The organism is Cellulomonas sp. (assembly GCF_965229465.1).
Classification (GTDB): Bacteria; Actinomycetota; Actinomycetes; order Actinomycetales; family Cellulomonadaceae; genus Cellulomonas.
Map to the genome: position 1 here is coordinate 2,305,726 of NZ_OZ245882.1, position 22,371 is coordinate 2,328,096.

A 22,371-nucleotide genomic window follows, 5' to 3' on the forward strand; every position below is an offset into this window, starting at 1 on the left:
CACGCTACCGATCTGGTGCACAACGCGAGAACGGCAGCTCCCCGCGAGAACGGCACGTCAGAGTGACGTTCTCGCGGGGAACTGCCGTTCTCGGCGACTGACGGCCGGAGCCGCGGTCAGCCGGCAGTGCGGTCCAGCTCGGGGCGGCCGACGCCCGTCACCAGGTACGTCACGCGGCGGGCGACCGAGACGCCGTGGTCCCCGAACCGCTCGTAGTACCGGCCCAGCAGCGTGACGTCGACGGTCTCCTGCGTCGTGCCGGCCCACGAGCCACCGAGCAGGGCCGCGAACGTGTCCTCGTGCAGCTCGTCGAGGAGGTCGTCGTCCTGCTCGATGCTCTCGGCCAGCTGGATCTCGCGGCTGTTCAGCAGGGTCGTGGTGCGCCGGGCCACGCGCACCGCGGCGTCGTGCATCTCGGCGAACGTGCCGGACAGGGCCTGCGGCACCGCGTGCCGGGGGTACCGACCGCGCGCCACCTGCGCGACGTGCCGGGCCAGGTCGCCCATGCGCTCGAGCGACGCGCTCATCCGCAGCGCCGAGACGACGATCCGCAGGTCGGTGGCGACGGGCTGCTGCTGCGCGAGCAGCAGGACGCAGCGCTCGTCGAGGTCGCGCTCGATGGCGTCGATGGCCAGGTCGTCCGCGATCACGGACTCCGCGAGCGCCAGGTCCGCGGTGAGCAGCGCGATGCCGGCGTTGGTGATGGCCTGCTCGACCCGGCCGCTCATCGCCGCCAGGTCCTCGCCCAGCTGGTGCAGCTCGGCGTCGAAGATGTCCCGCATGTGCTCCCTCTCGTGCCGCGACGGCAGGTGCCGCGCGCAGCGTCAGGCTGACATCGGCAGGTGAACGGACGGGCGCCTCCAGGTGAACGGACGACGGCCGTTGTGCACACGCCCCGGCACCTCATGCGAATCGGGTGAGGCAGCGGCACCCCCACCTGGGCCAGCATGGCGGAAGGGGGCTCGACGGGGACGACGGAGGGACGACAGATGGCACAGAAGGTGACCGCCTGGGTCGGCTGGGTGTGGTTCGCGGCCTTCGCGATCCTCGTCTCAGGACTCTTCACCATCATCGCGGGGGCGGTGGCGGCGTTCTCCCCGAAGACGGTCGTCTCCTGGACGCCGGACGGGATCGCCGTCGTGGACGTCTCGACCTGGGGCTGGGTGCACCTCGTCCTGGGCGCCCTGCTGCTGCTCGTCGGGTTCGCGCTGTTCTCCGGCGCCGGCTGGGCGCGCGTCACGGCGATCGTGCTGGTGATCCTCAACCTGCTCGCGCAGTTCGTGTCGCTGCCGATCACCCCGTGGTGGTCCCTCATCGCGATCGCCCTGGACCTCGTGATCCTGTGGGCGCTGACGGTGCACGGTGACGAGGTCGCGCGCGCCAACCGCTGAAGTTCGTCCGACGAGAGGGCACGACGATGACGACGTTCACCGCCTGGAAGTTCGACACCGCCGACGGGGCCGCGAAGGCCGTCGACGCACTCAAGGCAGCGCAGGGCGACGGTCTGGTGCGGATCGTCGACCACGCGGTCATCAGCTGGCCTCAGGGTGAGGCGAAGCCCTCGATGCACCACTCGCACGACGACAAGCTCCGCGGCACGGGCTGGGGCGCGTTCTGGGGGCTGCTGTTCGGTGGCCTGTTCTTCGTGCCGCTCCTCGGCGCCGCGGTGGGTGCCGCCGCCGGGGGGATCACCAAGGCGGTCTCCGCGGTGGGCATCGACGACGCCCAGCTGGAGAGCATCCGCGCGCAGATCACGGAGGGCACCTCGCTGCTGTGCGCGGTGACGGAGAACGCGGACATGGACCGTCTGGGTGAGCGGTTCCACGGCCTGCACAGCACGCTCGTGGCCACCAACCTCACGGAGGCCGAGCGGTCGCTGCTGCTGGAGACCTTCGGCTGAGTGAACGCCCGGTGAACGCTCCACGGCGGGCGGGCTCCGGGTGGCGCCATCGGCGTGTTGCACCCTCCGGCGCGTCCTAGGGTGAGTGCCGTGGACGGGATCGACGGGCTGCTGCTCCTCCTCGCCGGCGGCCTCGGGCTGCTGACGGGGGTCTGGGCGACCCTGGCGTTCCGCTGGAGCGAGCGCTCGCAGCGCGCTCTGCCGGCGCAGTCGGAGCCCGAGCTCGACGACGGGCTCGTCCGCACGCTCGCCGTGCTGCGCTCGGCTGCCGTGGTGCTCGACGACTCCGACCACGTGGTGCGGGCCAGCGCGCCGGCCCACGCGCTGGGCATCGTGCGCGACGGGCGCATCGCCCCCGCGGCGATCCGGGACCTCATCGCGCAGGTGCGCCGCGACGGGGTGATCCGCGACGAGGTGCTGGAGGTGCCGCGCGGACCCGTCGGCCCCGGGGTGCTGCTGGTGCAGGTGCGCGTCGCGCAGGTCAGTGCCGAGCACCTGGTGGTGCTGGCGGAGGACCTGACGCAGGCGCGGCGGCTCGAGGCGATCCGGCGCGACTTCGTCGTGAACGTGTCCCACGAGCTCAAGACCCCCGTCGGCGCCCTCGCGCTGCTCGCCGAGACGCTCCAGGACGCCGCCGACGACCCGGAGGCCGTCCGCCGGTTCGCGGGCCGCATGCAGGCGGAGGCCACCCGGTTGTCCGCGCTGGTGCACGAGATCATCGAGCTGTCGCGGCTCCAGGTGGCCGGTGCGCTCGGGCAGGTCGGGCTGGTCGACGTGGACACCGTCGTGGCCGAGGCCGTCGACCGCGCACGCACCACCGCCGAGGCCAAGAAGGTGCGCCTCGACATCGGCGGGCAGCAGGGCACGCGGGTGCTCGGCCAGCGCGACCTGCTGGTCACCGCGGTGCGCAACCTGCTCGACAACGCGGTCGCGTACTCCGGCGAGGCGTCGCACGTCGGAGTAGGGGTGCGCACCGACGGCGACCTGGTGGAGATCGCGGTGGTCGACGAGGGCATCGGCATCACCCCGGCCGAGCAGGAGCGGGTGTTCGAACGGTTCTACCGGGTGGACCCCGCGCGCTCGCGGGACACCGGCGGCACCGGGCTGGGCCTGTCGATCGTCAAGCACGTCGCCGCCGACCACGGGGGAGAGGTCACGGTCTGGTCGCAGCCCGGCCGCGGGTCGACCTTCACGCTGCGCCTGCCGCGCGCGGAGGAGCCTGCAGCCCCCGTGACCGAGCTGCCCGTCACCGCAACCGAAGGAGTGCACGTGAGCCGGAGCGCGTCATGACCCGGATCCTGCTGGTCGAGGACGAGGAGTCCTACCGGGACCCGCTGACGTACCAGCTGGAGCGCGAGGGGTTCGACGTCGTCACGGCCGCGACCGGGCCGGAGGCGCTGGCCAGGTTCGACGAGTTCGGTGCCGACCTGGTGCTCCTCGACCTCATGCTCCCCGGCCTGCCCGGCACCGAGGTGTGCCGCCGCCTGCGCCTGGTCAGCGACGTGCCGGTCATCATGCTGACGGCCAAGGACGACGAGATCGACAAGGTGGTCGGCCTGGAGCTGGGCGCCGACGACTACGTCACCAAGCCGTACTCGTCGCGCGAGCTGCTGGCCCGGGTCCGGGCGGTGCTGCGCCGCCGCGAGGCCGCGGTCGTCACCGCCGGTGCCCCGGCCCCTCTGGACGCGGACGACGACGACCTGCTGGCGGCAGGACCGGTGCGGATGGACGTCGAACGGCACACCGTCCGGGTGCGGGACGAGATCGTCGCCTTCCCGCTCAAGGAGTTCGAGCTGCTCGAGCTGCTGCTGCGCAACGCCGGCCGCGTGCTCACCCGCGGGCAGCTGATCGACCGCATCTGGGGCTCGGACTACGTCGGCGACACCAAGACGCTCGACGTCCACGTGAAGCGCGTCCGCGCCAAGATCGAGGTCGACCCCGGCAACCCGACGCTCCTGCTCACGGTCCGCGGCCTCGGCTACAAGCTGACCGACGAGGACGAGTAGCCGCACCCGCCCGACGACGCCCCGCCACCTTCCGGTGCGCGGGGCGTCGTCGTCAGGGCGTCGGACGCGCGTCCGACTCGTCGGCCACCGTTCACCTGGGGTTCACCCGATGCGGTCCACCCGGTCACGTGCACTTCCTACGGTCAGCATCGCCGCGCACACATCGGTGCGCACATGATCGACAGGACGGACCACAGTGAAGCTTCCCCTCCTCGGCCGCATCGGGGCGGTTGCCCTCGTCGGCACCCTCGCCCTCACGCTGTCGGCCTGCGGATCGGACGACGCGACCGGCACGGGCTCGACCTCCGACACGGGCTCGGACGCCCCGGCCTCCACCCTCAGCGGCACCCTCAACGGTGGCGGCTCGAGCGCGCAGGAGAAGGCCCAGCAGGCCTGGGTCGCCGGCTTCCAGACCGCCAACCCGGACGTCACCGTCAACTACACGACCACGGACTCGGGTGCGGGCCGCAAGGGCTTCCTCGACTCCTCGCTGGACTACGCCGGCTCGGACAGCGCGCTGAACGAGGAGGAGCTCGCCTCCTCCACCGACCGCTGCTTCGGCGGCGCCGGCATCGACCTGCCCGTCTACATCAGCCCGATCGCCGTGGCGTTCAACCTCGACGGCGTGACCGAGCTGAACCTGAGCGCGGACGTGGTCGCCAAGATCTTCGCGGGCGCCATCACCACGTGGGACGACGCCGCGATCACCGCCCTGAACCCGGACGCGACGCTGTCCGGCCCGATCACGGTCGTGCACCGCTCCGACGACTCGGGCACCTCGAAGAACTTCCAGGACTACCTGTCCAAGACCGCGCCCGACGTGTGGACCTACGAGGTCTCGAACACGTGGCCGGTGGCCGTCGGCCAGGGTGCCAACGGCACGTCCGGCGTCGTCCAGACCGTGCAGGCCGCGACCGGCACCATCGGCTACGCGGACGCGTCCGCGGTCGGTGAGCTGGGCAAGGTCTCGCTCGGGGTCGGCACCGAGTTCGTCGCCCCGACCGCCGACGCGGCCGCCAAGACCGTGGACGTCTCGCCCCGCGACGACGCCCGCGCCGAGGGCGACATCGTCATCAAGGTCGACCGGACCACGACCGAGGCCGGCGCCTACCCGGCGATCCTCGTGTCGTACCTGCTCGTCTGCAACACGTATGACACCCAGGAGAAGGCGGACCTGGTCAAGGCGTACGCGACGTACGTCGTCGGTGCCGAGGGCCAGGAGAAGGCCGCGACCGCGGCCGGCTCCGCGGCGATCTCGGACGCCCTGCGCACGGACGTCCTCGCGGCTCTCGACGGCATCACCACCAAGTAGTCCGTTCCACCGTCGACGTCCGGCGGCCGCGCACGCGGTCGTCGGGCGTCGACGCACCACCCCCTCCCCTGACAGGAGAGTTTCGTTGGCTTCGCCCACGACAGCGCTGACCCCCCCGGTCGCGCCGGTCTCCAAGCCCCCGCGCGGCTCGCGCCGCACGCGCCCGAGCGATCGCGGCCTCGACCGGGGGTTCCGGTACGTCGCCGTGGGCTCCGGGATCCTCATCCTCGCGGTCCTCGCGGCGGTGGCGATCTTCCTGGTCATCGAGGCCATGCCGGCCCTGGGCAACCCGGACCTGGCGTCCGAGGTGCCCTGGATCCCGGCCGACGGCAACCTCTGGTCCGTCGTCGGACCGCTGATCTTCGGAACCGTGCTCGCCGCGATCGTCTCGCTGGTCATCGCGGTGCCCGTCGCGGTCGGGATCGCCCTGTTCATCTCGCACTACGCGCCGCGCCGGATGGCCTCGGCGCTGGGCTACGTGGTGGACCTGCTGGCGGCCATCCCGTCGGTCGTGTTCGGCCTCTGGGGCGTGCTGGTGCTGGCGCCCAAGGTGCAGCCGGTCTGGCAGTTCTTCGTGGACTACCTCGGCTGGATCCCGTTCTTCGCCGGTGACGCCAACGGCAACGCGTCGAACCCGCCCCGCGTGCTCATGACCACGGCGATCGTCCTGGCGGTCATGATCCTGCCGATCATCACGGCCGTCAGCCGCGAGGTGTTCCTCCAGACGCCGCGGCTGCACGAGGAGGCCGCGCTGGCCCTCGGCGCGACGCGCTGGGAGCTGATCCGGATGGCCGTCCTGCCGTTCGGGCGCTCGGGCGTCACGTCCGCCGCGATGCTCGGCCTCGGCCGGGCGCTCGGCGAGACCATGGCCGTCCTGATGATCCTGTCGCCCGGGTTGCTGTACTCGTTCAAGCTCCTCGTCGCCAGCCAGCAGCAGACGATCGCGGCGAACATCGCGGCGCGGTTCAACGACGCGAACGACATCGGCCGCTCGACGCTGATCGCGACCGGCCTGGCGCTGTTCGTGATCACCCTGCTGGTCAACCTGGCCGCCCGCGCGATCATCGCGCGCCGCAAGGACTTCTCGGGAGCGAACTGACGTGGCCACCGACACCCTCTCGCCCGAGGCCGTCGCCCTGCGTCGCGCCCTGACGCAGGTCGACCCGGGGCGCCGCCGCAAGGACCGGACCATGCGGGTCGTCATCTACGGCGCGTTCGCGCTCGCGATGATCCCGCTCGTCTCGCTGGTCTGGAGCGTCATCTCGAACGGCATCGGCCGGTTCGACCTCTACTTCCTCACGCACTCGATGCGCAACGTCTACGGCGGCATGGACGCCGGCGGCATCTACCACGCGCTGCTGGGCACGCTCCTGATCACCGGGCTGGCCACGCTCATCTCGGTGCCGATCGGGATCCTCACCGCGGTGTACCTGGTCGAGTACGGCTCGGGGCACCTGGCTCGGGGAGTGACGTTCCTGGTCGACGTGATGACCGGCATCCCGTCGATCGTCGCCGGTCTGTTCGCGTTCGCGCTCTTCTACCTGCTGGTGGGACCGGAGGCCAGGAGCGGGGTGGTCGGCGCCGTCGCCCTGTCGGTGCTGATGATCCCCGTGGTGATCCGCTCCACCGAGGAGATGCTGCGGCTGGTCCCCAACGAGCTGCGCGAGGCGTCGCTGGCCCTCGGTGTGCCCAAGTGGCTCACGATCATCCGCGTGGTCCTGCGCACCGCCGTCGCGGGCATCACCACCGGCGTGATGATCGCCATCGCCCGCGTCATCGGCGAGACGGCGCCGCTGCTCATCACGGTGGGCGCCACGGACTCGATCAACCGCAACGTCTTCGAGGGCAACATGATGACGTTGCCCGTGTACGTGTACCGCCAGTACGCCGCCGGTCTGGTGCCCTGCACCCCCGGCGACGAGACGTGCATCGCGACCATCAACTACGACCGGGCGTGGAGCGCTGCGCTCGTGCTGATCCTGGTCGTCATGCTGCTCAACCTCGTGGCGCGCGGCGTGAGCCGCTGGTTCGCGCCCAAGACCCGGGCCTGAGCCCCCTTCAAGGAGATCCACCATGGCACAGCGAATCGACGTCAAGGACCTCAACATCTTCTACGGCGACTTCAAGGCGGTCGCCGACGTCGGGATGTCGGTCGAGCCCCGGTCCGTGACCGCGTTCATCGGCCCGTCGGGCTGCGGCAAGTCCACGTTCCTGCGCACCCTCAACCGCATGCACGAGGTCATCCCCGGGGCCTACGTGCAGGGCAACGTCGCGATGGACGGGGTCGACCTGTACGGCTCGGACGTCGACCCGGTGGCGGTCCGTCGGCAGGTGGGCATGGTGTTCCAGCGCCCCAACCCGTTCCCGACGATGTCGATCGCGGAGAACGTGCTGGCCGGCATCAAGCTGAACAACAAGCGCATCTCCAAGAGCGACGCGGAGGAGGTCGTGGAGCAGTCGCTGCGCCACGCGAACCTCTGGAACGAGGTCAAGGACCGGCTGAACCGGCCCGGCTCCGGGCTGTCGGGCGGCCAGCAGCAGCGTCTCTGCATCGCGCGGGCCATCGCGGTCAAGCCGCAGGTGCTCCTGATGGACGAGCCGTGCTCGGCGCTGGACCCGATCTCCACGCTCGCGATCGAGGACCTCATCGCGGAGCTGAAGGCCGAGTACACCATCGTCATCGTCACGCACAACATGCAGCAGGCCGCCCGCGTCTCGGACCGGACGGCGTTCTTCAACCTGGCCGCGACCGGTGAGCCGGGCCGGCTGGTGGAGATCGACGAGACGTCGACCATCTTCTCCTCGCCGCGCGTGCAGGCCACGGAGGACTACATCTCGGGCCGCTTCGGCTGAGCAGACGCATGCAGAAGGGGCCGCCGGTTCGCCGACGGCCCCTTCTGTCGTCTGGTCAGCTGGACGCGGTGGGCACCGCGGAGGCGTACTCCGGCAGGGTGCCGTCGAGCACGGGCACCTGGACGTCGATGGAGCCGGCCTCGGGCGTCGAGACGGTGATCGGCAGGAGGCCGCCCGGCGGTACCTCGATGGCGGGGAAGGTCACCTCGGCGAACCCCTCCTCCTGCGCGCGGCCCGCGCCCAGGAGCACCGTCTCCTTCGGGCCGAGCTCGACGGTCGACTTCTCGTCGCCGACGGCGAGCGTGACCGACCGGTCCTCGCTGCTCTCGTTGACCAGCCCGCCCTGCAGGCTCCCGAGCTCTCCCTCGGCCGCGGAGAGCACCAGGAGGTTGGACGCGCGGACGTCGCCGAGCGTGACGCGGACGCCGTCGGACGCCGAGTACTGGTCCTCGGTGGTCATCGGGTTGGTCGCGGAGCACCCGGCGAGCACGAGCCCCGCGACGGCGAGACCGGCGGCGAGGGCGGTTGCCCGCAGGGTGCGGGGGCGGGGCGAGGTCACGATGACTCCTCGGGGCGTCGGGCGCTGCGGGCTGATCGGCGGGTTGTCCGTCCGGGGGCAAGCCTAGCCGCCGCACGGGGGTCCGCCCGGCCTGCGGGGCACCGGACGGAGCCTCGCGCGGCGTCCGTCGCGATGGGCGGTTGACCTGCGCGGATGCCGGTAATCACGCGGCAAAATGCCAAAAACGGCGTGATAAGATACCCCTCTGCGAAAGGGGACACCTGCAGATGACTTTCACTGTTGGGGAGACCGTTGTCTATCCGCACCACGGTGCGGCATTGATCGAAGAGATCAAGAGCAGGACCATCCGCGGCGAGGAGAAGCTGTACCTCAAGCTGAAGGTCGCTCAAGGAGATCTCACCATCGAGGTCCCGGCGGAGAACGTCGATCTGGTGGGCGTGCGCGACGTCGTGGGGCAGGAAGGTCTCGACAAGGTGTTCGAGGTCCTCCGGGCGCCCTACACCGAAGAGCCGACCAACTGGTCCCGTCGCTACAAGGCGAACCTCGAGAAGCTCGCGTCGGGCGACGTCATCAAGGTGGCGGAGGTCGTGCGCGACCTCTCGCGCCGGGACGCCGACCGCGGCCTGTCTGCGGGCGAGAAGCGCATGCTCGCCAAGGCCCGCCAGATCCTCGTGTCGGAGCTCGCACTCGCCGAGCACACCGAAGAGGAGAAGGCCGAAGCGATCCTCGACGAGGTCCTCGCGTCCTGACGCCCCCCGCCAGGTGAGCGTCGCTGCTGTCCTGACTGCCGCCGGGAGCGGCAGCAGGCTCGGTCATTCCCTCCCGAAGGCACTGGTGCCTCTGGAAGGGCAGTCGCTCGTCGTGCACGCCGCCCGCAACCTGCTGGCAGCGCGCGCGGCGGGCGACGATCGCGTCCGGGTGCTGGTGGTCACCGCGCCCGCGTTCCACCTCGCCGCCATCGAGCGCGAGCTGAGCGGGCTGGGGGACGAGGTCGCGCTGCTCGTCGTCGCGGGCGGCGGCACCCGGCAGGCGTCCGTCGCCGCCGGACTCGCGGCTCTCGTCGCGGACCCCCGCGGGGCCGACGTGGACCTGGTGCTCGTGCATGACGCCGCGCGCCCGCTCGCGCCCGCGTCCCTGGTCGAGCGGGTGATCGAGGCCGTGCGTGACGGTCATCCAGCGGTGGTTCCCGGACTGCTGGTCACGGACACCATCAAGCGCGTCGCCCCGCACCGCGGAGTCCTGGTCGAGCCCGTGCTCGAGACGGTCCCGCGAGCCGAGCTGCGGGCCGTCCAGACGCCGCAGGGGTTCACGCGTGACCTGCTGCTGCGCGCGCACTCCGCCGGGGCCGCGCACGCGCACGACGAGGCCCTGGCCGCGTCGGACGACGCGGGCCTGGTCGAGCGGCTCGGCGAACCCGTCTGGGTGGTCGCGGGCGACGAGCGGGCCGCCAAGATCACCACCGCGCGCGATCTCCTGATCGCTGCCCTGCCGACGGAGAGCGCCGAGTGAGCCCCCTGCCCCGCACCGGGATCGGCGTCGACGTGCACGCGTACGACCCCGACCCCGCGCCGGGCGCCGTCCTGCACCTGGCGGGGCTGGCGTGGCCGGGGGAGCGGCCGCTCGCCGGGCACTCCGACGCGGACGTCGCCGCGCACGCCGCCGCCGACGCCCTGCTGTCCGCCGCCGGCCTGGGCGACCTCGGGTCGAACTTCGGCACGTCGGAGCCGCAGTGGGCGGGCGCCGCCGGAGCGGTCCTGCTGGGTGAGGCCGCGCGACGGGTACGCGAGGCGGGGTTCACCATCGGCAACGTCACGGTCCAGGTGATCGGGAACCGGCCGAAGATCGGTCAGCGGCGGGCGGAGGCCGAGGCCGCGCTGTCGGCGGCCGCGGGTGCGCCCGTGAGCGTCTCGGCCACCACGACCGACGGGCTGGGGCTCACCGGCCGCGGCGAGGGTGTGGCGGCGATCGCCACGGCGCTCGTCGTCTGACGCCGGCGCGTGCTGCCCAGCAGCACGCCGGCGAGCACGAGGGCGCCCCAGGCCAGCTCGGTGGCCGACGTGCGCTCGCGCAGGAGCAGCCAGGACGCGCCGATGCCCACCACGGGCACCAGCATCGAGAACGGCGCCACCGTGCTGGACGGGTGCCGGCCCATCAGCGTGGTCCACAGCCCCGAGCCGACCAGCGTCGCCACGACGACCGTGAAGAACAGCCCGCCGAGGGCGAGCAGCCCCTGGGTGGTGCCCAGCCCCTGGAACGACCCCGCGATCCGCGCAGGACCCTCGACGACGAGGGAGAGCGCGAGCAGCGGCAGCGGCGGCACCACGGACATCCAGAGCATGAGCCGGAACGGCTCGCCCGGCTGCGCCTGGACGGCCCGGCGGTTGCCGAGGTTGCCGACCGCCCAGCCCAGGCCGCCGCACAGGGTGAGCAGCACGGGGACCAGAGTTGCGCCCCCGTCGAGCCCGGCCCGGTGCGCGGCGATCCCGCCCAGGCCGGCCACCGCGAGCAGGATGCCGACGCCCTGCCGCGCGGTGATGCGCTCGCGCAGGAACACCCCGGCCAGCACCACGGTGAACGGCGCCGACGACTGGAGCACCAGCGAGGCCAGTCCGGTCGGCATGCCGCTGGACATCGCCAGGTAGAGGAACACGAACTGGAGGACGCCGAACCCGAGCCCGTACAGGCCGATCCAGCGCCACGGCGCGGTGGGCCGGGGGACCAGCAGCAGGGTGGGGACGGCGATGAGCGTGAACCGGAGCGCGACGAGGAAGAACGGGGGGAACTGCTCCAGGGACAGGTGGATCGCGGGGAAGTTCAAGCCCCAGCACAGGGCGACGAGCGCGGCGAGCAGGCGGTCGCGGGTGGGCATGGGTCGAGCATGCGACGGGCAGACGGTGAAGGACCAGCGAAGAGTTCTGATGCAACGATGTAGCGTTGCTGCATGGATCCTCGCGCGCTGGAGACGCTCCGGACCGTCGGGACGCACGGCGGGGTGACCGCCGCGGCGGCGGTGCTGCACCTGACCCCGTCGGCGGTGTCGCAGCAGGTGGCGCTGCTCCAGCGCGAGGTCGGGGTGCCCCTCACCGAACGCGTCGGGCGCGGTCTGCGGCTCACGCCCGCCGGGGAGGCCCTGGCGGAGGCCGGCGTGGGTGTCGCGGTGGCGCTCGAGCGGGCGCGGGCCGCGTGCGACGAGTTCCTGGTGCGGCCGCAGGGGGTGGTGCGCGTGTCCGCGTTCCAGAGCGGCGCGCTGCTGCTCCTGCCGGCGCTGCTCACACGGATGGCCACCGTCGAGGGGATCACGGTCGAGCTCACCGACCAGGACGTCGCGCAGGACGACTTCCTGGGCCTGACCGACCGGATGGACGTCGTCGTCGCGCACCGCCCCGACGACGGTGCCGGGTGGGCGGCCGGCGCGAGCGTCCGGGTGGTGCCGCTGCTGCGCGAGCCGCTCGACGTGGCGGTCCCGCTCGACCACCCCCTGGCGCAGCGCGCCGAGGTCTCCCCGGAGGACCTCCTCGACGTGCCGTGGATCGCGGTGCACGAGGGCTTCCCTGTGGCCGAGGTGCTCTCCGCGGTGGGCGCCCGGTCCGGTGCTGCCCCACGGATCGTGCACCGCGTGAACGACTTCCACGTGGTCCAGGCGCTGGTCGCGGCCGGCCACGGGGTGTCGCTGCTGCCCCGGTACACCTTCGGCGGCGCGCGCGGCGTGCGACTCGTGCCCCTGGCAGGAGTGCGTGCGGGGCGGCGGATCGACGCGTTGCTGCGCCGGGACCGCGCCGAGCGCCTGGTGGTCCGCCGGGTGCTGGACGAGCTGCGCGCGCTGGCCGTGGAGATCGATGTCGCCTGACGACCCTGCGCGCGGCTCCCGGTCTGTGGCGCTTGCGAAAACCAGGGCTGGCGCCAGCCGAAATGTCCGGGTACCGTCCCCGGCGTGACACAGTCGTCTGACGCCAAGACCGAGCTGCTCCCGGTCGTGGGAGCGCTCCACCATTCCCACCTGCCCACCCGGGACAACGGCGTCCAGGCCATCCGGATCCGGGTCCGTGTCCCGCTCGACGTGCTCGAGGCCACCAGCGCCGGTCTCCGCGAGCTCGACGACCAGCACCGCCGCGAGATCACCGAGACGCCCCCGCCGCTGCCGTTCTGACGTTCCTGTTCCGAGGGGCCCTACGGGATCAGGACGAGCTTGCCCGCCGAGTGCCCGGCCTGTCCGTCCCGGTGCGCCTGCGCGACCTCGGAGAGCGGATAGGTCTGGGCCACCCGGACGTCGAGGGTGCCGTCGGAGGCCAGCTCCACGAGCTGCGCACGAGCGGCCTCGCGGACCGCGGTGCCGGGGTCCGCGCCCGGCCCACCGCCGAGCGCCTTGATGCCCAGCTCGCCTGCGCGGCCGAAGCCCGCGATGGTCGCGATCCGCTGCCGGTCCTCGACCAGCGCGACCGACGTGTCCAGGGCCTCGTCGGTGCCGACGGCGTCGATCGCGACCGTCACCGGCCCCGTGCTCCGCACGGCCTCGTGGAGCCGGTCGAGCAGGCCCTCGCCGTACGCCACGGGGGTCGCGCCCAGGGTCTTGAGGTCGTCGTGGTGCCACGGGGAGGCCGTCGCGATCACCTGGGCGCCGCGCAGGATCGCCAGCTGCACGGCCATGCGGCCGACGCCGCCGGAGCCGCCGTGCACCAGCACCACGTCACCGTCGTGGGTGCCGGTCGCGCTCAGGGTGTGCACGGCCGTGGCACCCGTGAGCAGCAGCCCGGAGGCCGCCGGCCAGTCGAGGGTCGGCGGGCGGCGGACCGTGACCAGCTCGGACACGATGATCTGGTCCGCGTACCCGCCGCGCACGCGCCACGCGATGATCTCGTCACCCGGTGACAGCCAGCGCACCGACGGTCCCACCGCGCTGACCACGCCCGACACCTCGTAGCCCAGCCGCATCGGCAGCTTGGAGGGGTCGGTCCCGTAGGCGCCGGCGTACCCCTTCCAGTCGGTGGGGTTGACCCCGGCGGCCTTGACCTCGACGAGCACGTTCCCCGGGCCGGGGTCGCCCGGGGAGACGTCGATGAGGCGGAGGACGTCCGGCCCGCCGTACGCGATCGCGACGACGGCCCTGCTGGTGAGTGCCACCGGCACACTCTGCACCTGACGTGCGACCCAGGGCCAGAGCAGAGCCGTCCCGAGGGGTGGGATCACCCCCTCGGGTGAGCGCCAGGGCTCACGCCAGCGGCAGCCACACCCGCATGGTCGACGGTCCCCGGTTGGCCCAGTCGTGGTAGGCGATCAGGGGGACCTCGGCGGTCGTCCCGGCAGGCTCGGCACGCTCCCCGTACGGCCAGGCGGCGTCGTCCTGCGCGGCGACGACCATCGTCGCCAGCACGTGGCCGTCCACCTCCGTCACACCGCTCAGCCGGGCGCCCTCGACGTCGGACCCGAGGTCGACGGACTCGACGCAGAGCACCTCCGGCCCGCGTTCGACCACGACGCACCCGCGGACCGCGTCGATGCGCGGGTCGGCGCTCGAGACGCGCGGGGCCATCGGCAGGCGCAGCTCGACCACGTCTCCCGCCGCGAACGACCGCGTGACGGCGACGGTCCCGGCAGGTGCGGGCTGCTCGCCGTCAGGCGTGACCAGCGTCGCACCCTGCGCCCACGCGGGAACCCGCAGGCTCAGCGTCCAGGGCCGGTCCTCGGTCGCCACGACGCTCACCCGCACGACGCCGTCGCGCGGGTACTCGGTCTCGACGTCGAGCTCGATGCGGCGACCGTCCACCAGGCTCGCGCGGATCCGGGACGGCGCGTACTGGTGCAGCTGGAGACCCTCGTCGTCGGTGGTCGCCACGTAGGCCGCGAGGCTGGCCAGCGTCCGGGCGACGTTCGGGGGGCAGCAGGACACGGCGAACCACGGCGCTCGCAGGGACGACGAGGCCCGGGGGCTCGCGACGTCCGTCGGCGGGACCGTGCCGGGCACCCGCTGGTGGAGCGTGTTCGTGTAGTAGAACTCGGTGCCGGCGTGGGACGGGGACGTGGCGACGACGTTGAACAGGGTGCGCTCGATCAGGTCGGCGTACCGCGGCAGCCCCTGCGCCAGCAGCAGCCGCCACGAGAACATCACGGAGCCGACGCCGGCACACGTCTCGGAGTACGCGCGGTCCGGCGGCAGGACGAAGTCGTCGCTGAACGCCTCTCCCTCGTGCTGCGACCCCTGGCCCCCGGTGACGTAGGTGCGCCGGGCGACCGTGTTCTCCCACTGGGTGGTCAGCGCGGCGAGCAGCTCGCCGTCGTCGGTCTCGACCGCGACGTCGACCGCGCCGGCGGCCAGGTAGTTGGCCCGCACGGCGTGCCCGCGCAGGACGGTCGCCTCCCGGACCGGGACGTCGTCCTGGTAGTACGCGCGGCCCAGCTCGATGTCCGCCAGGGTCCCGGTGCCGCGGCGCTCGACGAACAGTGCGGCCTGGTCGACGTACCGCCGGTCGCCGGTGGCCCGGCCCAGCTCGGCCAGCGCCGGCTCGATCTCGGCGTGCCCGCACACGGACTCGATCCCACCCGGGCCGAACGTCTCGACCACGTGGTCGGCCGCGCGGCGGGCGATCGCCAGCAGGCCGTCGTCGGCGTCGGGACGCGTCCGCGCCCGGGCGACCGCGGCCTGGAACAGGTGGCCGTAGCAGTACAGCTCGTGGCCCCACTCCAGGTCGCTGTACCGGGGGCGCTGACCCGTCCGGCCGAACATGGTGTTGAGGTAGCCGTCGGGCTCCTGCGCCGCACCGATGCGTCCGACGAGCGCCCGGAAGCGGCCGTCGAGGTCGGCATCGTCGCCGCGGCCGATCTCCCACGCCATGGCCTCGAGCAGCTTGTAGACCTCCGAGTCGGAGAACTCGCGTCCGCCTCGGTCCAGCGGCAGGGTGCCGGCCACGGCCCGGTCGAAGTTGCCGATCCAGCCCTCGCGCTCCATCCAGTGCTCGATGTGCGCGAGGCTCGCGGTCGCGTTGACGGCCTGCCGCTGCGCCCAGAACCCGCCCGTGACCTGCACCTCGTCGAGCCCGAGGGGGCGCAGGGTGCCGTGGGAGGGAGCGACGGGGGTGGCGGCGGCGGTCGTGGTGGTGGTGGTCATCGTCATCCCTTGAGCGCGCCCGACATGAAGCCGCGCACGTAGTGTCGTTGGAGCAGGAGGAAGAGCACGATGCACGGCAGCGCCAGCACGACGACGCCCGCCTCGGTGGCGCCGTAGTCGACGACGCCCTGCACCTGCACGCGCAGGTTGGCCACCGCGAGCGGCAGCGTCAGCTTGTTGGAGTCGTTGATGAGGATCAGCGGCGCGAAGAAGTCGTTCCAGGCGGCCAGGAACGCGAACAGCCCGACGGTGATCAGGCCCGGACGGACCGCAGGCAGCAGCACCCGCCACAGGGCGGAGAACGACGAGCAGCCGTCCACCATGGCGGCCTCGTCGAGCTCCCGGGGGATCGACTCGAACGAGATGCGCATCATGAACGTGGAGAACGGCAGCTGGAACATGGTGAGCACGAGGGCCACGCCGACCAGCGAGTTCTGGAGGCCGAGCGTGTTGAGCAGCACGTAGAGCGGGATCAGCAGGGTCGCGTACGGGACCATGAGGATGGCCAGCGTGAGCATGAACAGGGCGTTGCGGCCGGGGAACCGGAACCGCGCGAACGCGTAGCCCCCCAGCGTGGAGATGGCGAGCGTGAGGATCACGCACAGCCCGGAGACGATCACGGAGTTGGCCAGGTACTGCCAGATGCCGGCCTGGTAGTGGGCGAGGGTGACGTAGTTGCCGAAGCCCCAGCCGTCGACCTGACCCGTTCCCGGCTTCGGCGACACCGAGGCCACCGACGTCCAGACCAGCGGGAACAGGAAGATCACGGCGAGCGCGCCGGAGAACACCCAGAAGGGCGTGCGCAGCGCGAGGCCGGCGATCGTGGTCGGCGGAGCGGACCGGCGGACCGGGGGCAGCTCCGCGGTGGGGTCCGCGTGCGTGACGGTGGCGATGGTCATGTCGGCCCCTCAGCTCTCGTCCGAGCCGCGGAACGCGCGGAGCTGGACCACGTTGATGACCACGAGCGCGGCCAGCACGAGCACGGAGAGCGCCGCGGCGACGCCCAGGTCGTTCTGGCCCTGGAAGGCGACCGAGTAGATGAGCTGGACGACGGTGATCGTGCTGTTGTCCGGGCCGCCCTTGGTGAGGATGTAGAACTGCTCGAACGCCAGCAGCGACCCGGTGACGCACAGGATCGTGGTCAGCGCGAGGGTCGGCTTGAGCAGCGGGATCGTGATCTTGCTGAACGTGTGCCACCGGTTGGCGCCGTCCATGCGGGCCGCCTCGTAGATGTCGCCGGGGATCGACTGGAGCCCGACGAGCATGAGCAGCATGTAGAAGCCGGCGTACCGCCACACGATGAGGAACAGCGTCGAGGCCAGCGCGGCGTCGGGCGAGCCGAGGAAGCTCCAGCCCATGCGCTCCATGAAGGGCGCCAGCGGCCCGGCCAGCGGCGAGTACAGGACGTAGAAGAGCAGCGACGCCGACGCCAGGCCGAGCGCGCTGGGCACCAGGAACGACGTGCGCAGCAGGCCCTTCCAGCGCGACGACTCCTGCACCATGAGCGCCAGCCCGAGGCCGAGCGCGATCAGCAGGACCGTCGCCAGGACCGTGTACTTCAGCGTGAACAGCACGGAGTCGACGAAGAACCGGTTGTCGACCGCGGCGGTGAAGTTGTCGGGGAAGTTGATCCCCTGGTCACCCGACAGCAGCGGCCAGTCCGACGCGCTCATCCGGAACACGAGGCCCAGCGGCACCACGAACAGGACCAGGACGAACAGGGCGGTCGGTGACGCGTAGGCCCAGCCGCGCAGGCGGTGGCCGTTGGCGCGTCTGCGGGGTGGTGCGGGTGTGGCCGTCTGGACGGTCATCGGGGAGCCTCTCGTGCGGTGTCTCGGGCGGGGAGGTGGGGTGCCGTGGCGTGACGGCACCCCACCGCGGGCGCTACTGCCCGAGCACCGCCGTGATCTCGTCGTTGTCCGCGTCGACGTTCGCGCCGTCGCCGAGGACCGCGTCGCGCACCATGGTCAGCCAGGGGCTGCTGGGTGCGTTGAACGCCTGCTGGAAGTTGAGCGCGACGGGGGTGTCGCCCTTCCCGGCCACCTCGTTGATCGTGATCAGCCGGGGGTCCTTGGACGAGAACTCGTTGTCCGCCAGGTCGCCGCGCGAGACCACGTCGTTGTTCTTGGCCAGCACGCCCACCTGCGCGTCCTCGGACATCATCCAGGACAGGAAGTTCCAGGCCTGGGCCGCGTTCTCCGAGTCCTTGGAGACGCCGATGCCGTCACCGCCGACGAACGTCGAGGCGCCGCCCTCCGGTCCGGGGATGCCGGCGACGCCGACGTCGAACCCGGTGGTCGACGACAGCAGGGTGGCCGGGTAGAACATCAGGCCGACCTTGCCCTCGGTGAACCCTGCGGTCCACGTGGGTCCTGCCTCGTCCTCCGAGGACGGGAGTACCGCGCCGGAGTCCCAGAGGTCCTTCCAGGTGGAGTAGACGCTCTTGGCGGTGTCGCTGTTCAGCAGCGACTCGGTGCCGTCCTCGTTCATCACCTGCTCGCCGTCGGCCCAGACCGACGGGAACCAGGTGAACACCAGGCAGCCGCCGCAGTTCAGGCCGGTCGCCGTGCCGTAGGTGTCGGGCTTGTTCAGCGCCTGGACCGCCTTGGCCGCCTCGGCGTACTCGGTGAGGTTGGCCGGCGCCTTCTCCGGGTCGAGCCCGGCCTCGGCGAACAGGTCCTTGTTCCAGAACAGCATCGACAGGTCCAGCACGAACGGGAGCACGTGCTCCTTGCCGTCGACCGTCCCGGCCGAGAGGTGGCCCTGGTTGATCTCGTCCTTGAACGCCAGCCCGTCGATCTGCGTGGTCAGGTCCTGGAACAGGCCCTGCTCCACCCAGTTGGGCACGTAGACGATGTCCGCGGCGAACAGGTCGGGCAGGCCGTCCGAGCCCGCGGCGGCGCCGACCTTCGCGACGTAGTCGTCGTTGGGCACGACCGTCAGCTCGACCTGGTTCTCGTGCGTGTCGTTGTAGGCCGCGACCAGCAGCTTGGCCTGCTTCTCCAGGGGGGCGCGGGTCCAGAGCGTGAGCGTGGTGCCGTCATCGGTCCCGTCCGGGCCGGCGGAGACGGCCGGCTCGTCGGAGCTGTCGTCGGCACTGCTGCACGCCGCCAGGCCGACCAGCAGGCCGGCCGTCACGATCCCGGCGGCCAGACGGGCCGACCGGGTGCGGGTGATCCTCATGGGCATCTCCTCGTGCTCTTCGTCGAGCGGGTGCCGTCGTCGGCGCCCCGGGGGGGATCTCTTGCAAGGCGAAACCCTTGTCGGCCAGCGAGTCCGAGGCGGCGGAGCTGGCGGCTCCTCGGCGAGCCGGCGACGCCATGACATGCACGTCCATCAGCTGCGCCTCGAACCGACCGATTCCCGAAACTCACCGAAAAGGTTTTCTGAACATAGTCAGGCGGGGCTGGCGCGTCAACGGGGTTCGGCAGTTACAGTTCGATCACGAACGGCTCGAGGATGCGCGAGGAGGTGGCTGATGGCACGCGCCGAACCCGCTCGCGCGGTGACGCTCTCCGACGTGGCACGCCTCGCCGGCGTCTCCGTCGCGACCGCCTCCAAGGCCCTGAACGGCCGCGACCAGGTGAAGGACAGTACGCGGCAGCGCGTCGTCGAGGCGGCCGACCAGCTGTCGTTCAGCCCCAACCCGCTCGCCCGCGGCCTGCTCGCCGGACGCACCGGCACCGTCGGCCTGCTCACCAGCGACCTCGAGGGCCGGTTCGTCATCCCGATCCTCATGGGCGCGGAGGACGCGTTCGGCGCAGGCCAGGTCAACGTCTTCCTCTGCGACGCGCGCGGCGACACCATCCGCGAGCAGTACCACCTGCGCGCGCTGCTCAGCCGCCGCGTGGACGGCCTGATCGTCGTCGGCCGGCAGACCGACCCCCGACCGTCGCTCGGGCACGACATCCCGGTCCCGGTGGTCTACGCCTACGCCCCGTCCGACGATCCCGAGGACCTGTCGATCACGCCCGACAACGTGAGCGCCGGGCGGCTGGCGGTCGAGCACCTGGTGGCCTGCGGGCGCACGCGCATCGCCCACATCACCGGCGAGCACGCCTACGCGGCCGCCCGCGACCGGGCCGAGGGTGTGCAGGCAGCCCTGCACGATGCCGGTCTCGACCTGGTCGGTGACGTCATGTACAGCGAGTGGTCGGAGCGGTGGGGGCGCGACGCCGCCGCGGTGCTGCTGGCCCGGCACCCCGAGATCGACGCGGTGCTCTGCGGCTCCGACCAGATCTCCCGCGGGGCGCTCGACACCGCCCGCGACCTCGGCCGGACGGTCCCTGACGATGTCGCGGTCATGGGCTTCGACAACTGGGAGGTGCTGACCACCAACGCGCGCCCGGAGCTGACCAGCATCGACGCCAACCTCCAGCAGCTCGGTCGCACCGCCGCGCAGCGGGTGTTCGCCGCGCTCGACGGGGTGGACATCGGCTCGGGCACCGAGTACGTCGCGGGCCGCCTGGTGATCCGCGGCTCCACGGTGGCGCGACGCTAGGCCGCCCGGGAGGTGGGCGGGCGGCAGCCCCCGAGCAGCCGGTCGAGGTACCGGTTGGTGAACACGCCGTCGGGGTCCGCCTCTGCGCGGACCCGCTGGGCGTCGGCGAAGCGCGGGTAGAGCTCGCCGAGCCTTTCCGCCTCGAGCCAGTGCATCTTGCCCCAGTGGGGTCGGCCGCCCACCTGCGCGACGATCCGCTCGACCGCGGCGAAGTACCGCGCGAACGGCAGGCGCAGGTACTGGTGCACGGCGACGTAGGCCGTCTCGCGCCCGTGCGCCGTCGAGAGCCACAGGTCGTCCGCGGCGGCGAACCGCACCTCCACCGGGAACGGCACCCGCTCTCCGCTGGACTCGATCCAGGCGTCGATCTCGCGCAGCACCCCGATCAGGTCCGCGCGGGGGACCGCGTACTCCATCTCGCGGAACCGCACCCGCCGCCGGGAGACGAAGACCTCCGCGGACGGCGCGGTGTAGCGCCGGGACGACAGGGCCCGGGCGGCGAACTCGTTGATCGAGGCGGTGGTCGACGGGGCCAGGGTGGCGATGCCGTTGGCCACCGAGAACAGGGCGTTGGACAGCAGCTCGTCGTCGACCCAGCCCCGCACCGGGTGCAGCGGGCGCACCACCTCGTCGGGGATGCGGTTGTTGCGCTTGGTGAGCGCGCGGCGGGTGTGCGGGAACCAGTAGAACTCGAAGTGGTCGTTGCCCTCGACGAGGCCGTCGCGCCCGTCCAGCTGGTCCAGCACGTCCTCCAGCGGCCACGGCTCCTCACGGGCCTCCAGGCGGTACGCGGGCACCACCTCGAGCGTGACCGCCGCGAGCACGCCGACGCTGCCCAGACCCAGGCGGGCCAGCTCGAACAGATCGGGCTGCTGCGTAGCGGAGACCTCGACGACGTCCCCCGTGGCGGTCACCAGTCGGGCGCCGACCACCTGCGTGGCCAGCCCGCCCAGCCGGGCGCCCGTGCCGTGCGTGCCCGTCGAGATGGCCCCCGCGATGGACTGCTTGTCGATGTCTCCGAGGTTGCGCATGGCCAGGCCCTGCTCGGCCAGGCGGGCGTTCAGGGCGTGCAGCCGGACCCCCGCGCCGACCGTGACGTGCGTCGTGCCGTCCGGCTGGGCTGCGACACGCTCGAACGCGTCCAACGAGTCGAGGCGGATCTGGACGCCCTCGGTGACCGCGACGGGGGTGAAGGAGTGTCCGCCACCGACGGCCCGGACCTGGAGCCCGTCGCGGGCGCCCTCGCGGACGGTCGAGACAAGTTCGCCCAGGTCACGGGGGTGCTGCACGCGGCGCGGCGTGGCGCTCGCGGTGCGAGCCCAGTTCTGCCAGGTGCCAGCAGGCGACGATCGTCCCATAATGGTGAACCATCGTCCTGGTCGATTGTCCAAGTCAAGTGCGCAAAGTCCTTGACTATCGTGACAACTGACATTGAACTGTGTGGTGGGGGAGGCATTGGCCTCGTCTGCCGGTCGGGGGTGGCCGGTGGGGCCGTCGCCAGAGGGAGGGGACCCTGTCATGAACCGCTTGCCTGTGGCCGAGAGGCGTGAGCAGCTCATCGAGGCTGCGCTCGCCGTCGCGAGCCGGGACGGCATCGACGCCGCCACCGTGCGCGCCGTCGCCGCCGAGGCCGGCGTGTCCCTCGGGGTCGTTCACTACTGCTTCCAGGACAAGGACGAGCTGCTGCGCGCGATGGCCCACGCCATCACGTCGGCCAACCTCGAGCGGAGCCTCGGGGACATCCCCGAGGAGGTCGACGACCCCGAGACCGTGATCGAGGGGGTCCTGGACGCCCTCTGGGCGGGCATCCGGCAGTCCCGCGGCCCGCAGCTGCTCAGCTACGAGCTGACCACGTCGTCGCTGCGCCACTCCGAGCTCAACCAGGTCGCCATCGAGCAGTACCGCGGGCAGTGGGCCGCCGCCGAGCAGGTGCTGGACCTCGTCGAGCGCACCGCCCACGTCGGCTGGTCGGCGCCGCGGGGGGACATCGCGCGCGCGGTGGTCGCGGTCATCGACGGCTACTCCCTGGCGTGGCTCGTGGACGGGGACAGCGATTCGGCCCGCGCGGGGCTGCTGGCCTTCGGCCGGTACCTGTCCACCTTGGCCGTGCCCGTGGCGCTCGAACCCGTCGGCGCGGACGCCGGCGATGCCGCCGCGACTCCGGCGTGACCGCCGCACCG

Annotated in this window: 23 protein-coding genes and 1 pseudogene; 15 read left to right on the forward strand and 9 right to left on the reverse strand. The window is 72.0% G+C overall.

Annotation, left to right across the window (positions count from 1 at the left end):
- Positions 1-116 precede the first annotated feature (116 nt).
- On the reverse strand, positions 117-782 hold the full coding sequence (phoU, locus tag ACO06A_RS11090; RefSeq protein ID WP_057208416.1) for a phosphate signaling complex protein PhoU: 666 nt from the start codon (positions 780-782) through the stop codon (positions 117-119).
- Positions 783-989: 207 nt separating this feature from the next.
- Here phoU and ACO06A_RS11095 point away from each other — a divergent pair, with 207 nt between their 5' ends.
- From ACO06A_RS11095 to pstB, 8 genes are all read left to right on the forward strand, one after another.
- Positions 990-1,391 carry a DUF7144 family membrane protein gene (locus ACO06A_RS11095; RefSeq protein WP_421732247.1) on the forward strand — a complete coding sequence of 134 codons (402 nt, stop codon included), beginning with the start codon at positions 990-992 and terminating at the stop codon, positions 1,389-1,391.
- A gap of 26 nt (positions 1,392-1,417) precedes the next feature.
- Positions 1,418-1,900, forward strand: a complete 483-nt coding sequence (locus ACO06A_RS11100) for a DUF1269 domain-containing protein (protein ID WP_421732248.1) — start codon at positions 1,418-1,420, stop codon at positions 1,898-1,900.
- Positions 1,901-1,990: 90 nt separating this feature from the next.
- Positions 1,991-3,190: a sensor histidine kinase gene (locus ACO06A_RS11105; RefSeq protein ID WP_421732249.1), complete on the forward strand. Its 1,200-nt coding sequence runs from the start codon at positions 1,991-1,993 to the stop codon at positions 3,188-3,190.
- Positions 3,187-3,906, forward strand: a complete 720-nt coding sequence (locus ACO06A_RS11110; protein WP_421732250.1) for a response regulator — start codon at positions 3,187-3,189, stop codon at positions 3,904-3,906. Before ACO06A_RS11105 ends, ACO06A_RS11110 begins: the two co-directional genes overlap by 4 nt.
- 196 nt (positions 3,907-4,102) lie before the next feature.
- Positions 4,103-5,218, forward strand: a complete 1,116-nt coding sequence (locus ACO06A_RS11115; RefSeq protein WP_421732251.1) for a phosphate ABC transporter substrate-binding protein PstS — start codon at positions 4,103-4,105, stop codon at positions 5,216-5,218.
- Positions 5,219-5,303: 85 nt separating this feature from the next.
- Positions 5,304-6,317, forward strand: a complete 1,014-nt coding sequence (gene pstC / locus ACO06A_RS11120) for a phosphate ABC transporter permease subunit PstC (protein WP_421732253.1) — start codon at positions 5,304-5,306, stop codon at positions 6,315-6,317.
- Between the two features lies 1 nt (position 6,318).
- Positions 6,319-7,269, forward strand: a complete 951-nt coding sequence (pstA, locus tag ACO06A_RS11125) for a phosphate ABC transporter permease PstA (protein ID WP_421732255.1) — start codon at positions 6,319-6,321, stop codon at positions 7,267-7,269.
- A 22-nt stretch (positions 7,270-7,291) separates the two neighbouring features.
- On the forward strand, positions 7,292-8,071 hold the full coding sequence (gene pstB, locus ACO06A_RS11130; RefSeq protein WP_421732257.1) for a phosphate ABC transporter ATP-binding protein PstB: 780 nt from the start codon (positions 7,292-7,294) through the stop codon (positions 8,069-8,071).
- Positions 8,072-8,126: 55 nt separating this feature from the next.
- Here the strand turns inward: pstB and ACO06A_RS11135 are convergent, their stop codons facing one another.
- Positions 8,127-8,630: a hypothetical protein gene (locus ACO06A_RS11135; RefSeq protein WP_421732258.1), complete on the reverse strand. Its 504-nt coding sequence runs from the start codon at positions 8,628-8,630 to the stop codon at positions 8,127-8,129.
- A 227-nt stretch (positions 8,631-8,857) separates the two neighbouring features.
- Between ACO06A_RS11135 and ACO06A_RS11140 the strand changes: the two genes are divergently transcribed.
- The 3 genes and pseudogenes from ACO06A_RS11140 to ACO06A_RS11150 all read left to right on the forward strand — a co-directional run.
- Positions 8,858-9,340 (forward strand): CarD family transcriptional regulator, encoded by a 483-nt coding sequence (locus ACO06A_RS11140; protein ID WP_175348798.1) that lies wholly within the window; start codon positions 8,858-8,860, stop codon positions 9,338-9,340.
- A 13-nt stretch (positions 9,341-9,353) separates the two neighbouring features.
- Positions 9,354-10,100, forward strand: a complete 747-nt coding sequence (ispD, locus tag ACO06A_RS11145; RefSeq protein WP_421732259.1) for a 2-C-methyl-D-erythritol 4-phosphate cytidylyltransferase — start codon at positions 9,354-9,356, stop codon at positions 10,098-10,100.
- 32 nt (positions 10,101-10,132) lie between these two features.
- Positions 10,133-10,516, forward strand: a pseudogene (locus ACO06A_RS11150) (2-C-methyl-D-erythritol 2,4-cyclodiphosphate synthase); the annotation flags it as partial.
- Here the strand turns inward: ACO06A_RS11150 and ACO06A_RS11155 are convergent.
- Positions 10,438-11,460, reverse strand: coding sequence for an EamA family transporter (locus ACO06A_RS11155; RefSeq protein WP_421732261.1), 1,023 nt, complete (start codon positions 11,458-11,460; stop codon positions 10,438-10,440). The pseudogene ACO06A_RS11150 and the gene ACO06A_RS11155 overlap by 79 nt on opposite strands.
- A gap of 72 nt (positions 11,461-11,532) precedes the next feature.
- Here ACO06A_RS11155 and ACO06A_RS11160 point away from each other — a divergent pair, with 72 nt between their 5' ends.
- Together ACO06A_RS11160 and ACO06A_RS11165 are read left to right on the forward strand one after the other, a co-directional pair.
- Entirely contained in the window at positions 11,533-12,438 is a 906-nt protein-coding gene (locus ACO06A_RS11160) for a LysR family transcriptional regulator (RefSeq protein ID WP_421732262.1), read from the forward strand.
- Between the two features lie 84 nt (positions 12,439-12,522).
- Positions 12,523-12,738 carry a hypothetical protein gene (locus ACO06A_RS11165; protein ID WP_175348802.1) on the forward strand — a complete coding sequence of 72 codons (216 nt, stop codon included), beginning with the start codon at positions 12,523-12,525 and terminating at the stop codon, positions 12,736-12,738.
- A 20-nt stretch (positions 12,739-12,758) separates the two neighbouring features.
- On the opposite strand, the gene ACO06A_RS11170 is transcribed toward ACO06A_RS11165, so the two are convergent.
- From ACO06A_RS11170 to ACO06A_RS11190, 5 genes are all read right to left on the reverse strand, one after another.
- Positions 12,759-13,709 (reverse strand): NADP-dependent oxidoreductase, encoded by a 951-nt coding sequence (locus ACO06A_RS11170; protein ID WP_421732263.1) that lies wholly within the window; start codon positions 13,707-13,709, stop codon positions 12,759-12,761.
- A gap of 88 nt (positions 13,710-13,797) precedes the next feature.
- Entirely contained in the window at positions 13,798-15,696 is a 1,899-nt protein-coding gene (locus tag ACO06A_RS11175; protein WP_421732264.1) for a glycoside hydrolase family 127 protein, read from the reverse strand.
- Positions 15,693-16,589 carry a carbohydrate ABC transporter permease gene (locus ACO06A_RS11180; protein ID WP_082573399.1) on the reverse strand — a complete coding sequence of 299 codons (897 nt, stop codon included), beginning with the start codon at positions 16,587-16,589 and terminating at the stop codon, positions 15,693-15,695. The genes ACO06A_RS11175 and ACO06A_RS11180 overlap by 4 nt, the downstream gene beginning before the upstream one ends.
- A gap of 9 nt (positions 16,590-16,598) precedes the next feature.
- Positions 16,599-17,501 carry a carbohydrate ABC transporter permease gene (locus ACO06A_RS11185; protein WP_421732266.1) on the reverse strand — a complete coding sequence of 301 codons (903 nt, stop codon included), beginning with the start codon at positions 17,499-17,501 and terminating at the stop codon, positions 16,599-16,601.
- Between the two features lie 73 nt (positions 17,502-17,574).
- Positions 17,575-18,873 (reverse strand): ABC transporter substrate-binding protein, encoded by a 1,299-nt coding sequence (locus tag ACO06A_RS11190; protein WP_421732267.1) that lies wholly within the window; start codon positions 18,871-18,873, stop codon positions 17,575-17,577.
- Between the two features lie 295 nt (positions 18,874-19,168).
- Here ACO06A_RS11190 and ACO06A_RS11195 point away from each other — a divergent pair, with 295 nt between their 5' ends.
- Positions 19,169-20,191, forward strand: a complete 1,023-nt coding sequence (locus ACO06A_RS11195; protein WP_421732268.1) for a LacI family DNA-binding transcriptional regulator — start codon at positions 19,169-19,171, stop codon at positions 20,189-20,191.
- Here the strand turns inward: ACO06A_RS11195 and ACO06A_RS11200 are convergent.
- Entirely contained in the window at positions 20,188-21,549 is a 1,362-nt protein-coding gene (locus tag ACO06A_RS11200) for a D-arabinono-1,4-lactone oxidase (RefSeq protein ID WP_421732269.1), read from the reverse strand. The two genes, ACO06A_RS11195 and ACO06A_RS11200, sit on opposite strands and share 4 nt — an antisense overlap.
- 160 nt (positions 21,550-21,709) lie before the next feature.
- On the opposite strand from ACO06A_RS11200, the gene ACO06A_RS11205 reads away from it, so the two are divergent.
- A complete protein-coding gene (locus ACO06A_RS11205) occupies positions 21,710-22,360 on the forward strand; it encodes a TetR/AcrR family transcriptional regulator (RefSeq protein WP_421732270.1) in 651 nt (216 codons plus the stop codon).
- Positions 22,361-22,371 lie beyond the last annotated feature (11 nt).

Coding starts and splice junctions, on each gene's coding strand:
- ACO06A_RS11185 (WP_421732266.1), bottom strand. CDS start 17,501: ATGACCGTCCAGACGGCCACACCCGCACCACCCCGCAGACGCGCCAAC.
- ACO06A_RS11190 (WP_421732267.1), bottom strand. CDS start 18,873: ATGAGGATCACCCGCACCCGGTCGGCCCGTCTGGCCGCCGGGATCGTG.
- pstB (WP_421732257.1), top strand. CDS start 7,292: ATGGCACAGCGAATCGACGTCAAGGACCTCAACATCTTCTACGGCGAC.
- ACO06A_RS11110 (WP_421732250.1), top strand. CDS start 3,187: ATGACCCGGATCCTGCTGGTCGAGGACGAGGAGTCCTACCGGGACCCG.
- ACO06A_RS11195 (WP_421732268.1), top strand. CDS start 19,169: ATGGCACGCGCCGAACCCGCTCGCGCGGTGACGCTCTCCGACGTGGCA.
- ACO06A_RS11155 (WP_421732261.1), bottom strand. CDS start 11,460: ATGCCCACCCGCGACCGCCTGCTCGCCGCGCTCGTCGCCCTGTGCTGG.
- ACO06A_RS11175 (WP_421732264.1), bottom strand. CDS start 15,696: ATGACGATGACCACCACCACCACGACCGCCGCCGCCACCCCCGTCGCT.
- ACO06A_RS11200 (WP_421732269.1), bottom strand. CDS start 21,549: ATGGGACGATCGTCGCCTGCTGGCACCTGGCAGAACTGGGCTCGCACC.
- ACO06A_RS11180 (WP_082573399.1), bottom strand. CDS start 16,589: ATGACCATCGCCACCGTCACGCACGCGGACCCCACCGCGGAGCTGCCC.
- phoU (WP_057208416.1), bottom strand. CDS start 782: ATGCGGGACATCTTCGACGCCGAGCTGCACCAGCTGGGCGAGGACCTG.
- ACO06A_RS11160 (WP_421732262.1), top strand. CDS start 11,533: ATGGATCCTCGCGCGCTGGAGACGCTCCGGACCGTCGGGACGCACGGC.
- ACO06A_RS11100 (WP_421732248.1), top strand. CDS start 1,418: ATGACGACGTTCACCGCCTGGAAGTTCGACACCGCCGACGGGGCCGCG.
- ACO06A_RS11095 (WP_421732247.1), top strand. CDS start 990: ATGGCACAGAAGGTGACCGCCTGGGTCGGCTGGGTGTGGTTCGCGGCC.
- ACO06A_RS11205 (WP_421732270.1), top strand. CDS start 21,710: ATGAACCGCTTGCCTGTGGCCGAGAGGCGTGAGCAGCTCATCGAGGCT.
- ACO06A_RS11140 (WP_175348798.1), top strand. CDS start 8,858: ATGACTTTCACTGTTGGGGAGACCGTTGTCTATCCGCACCACGGTGCG.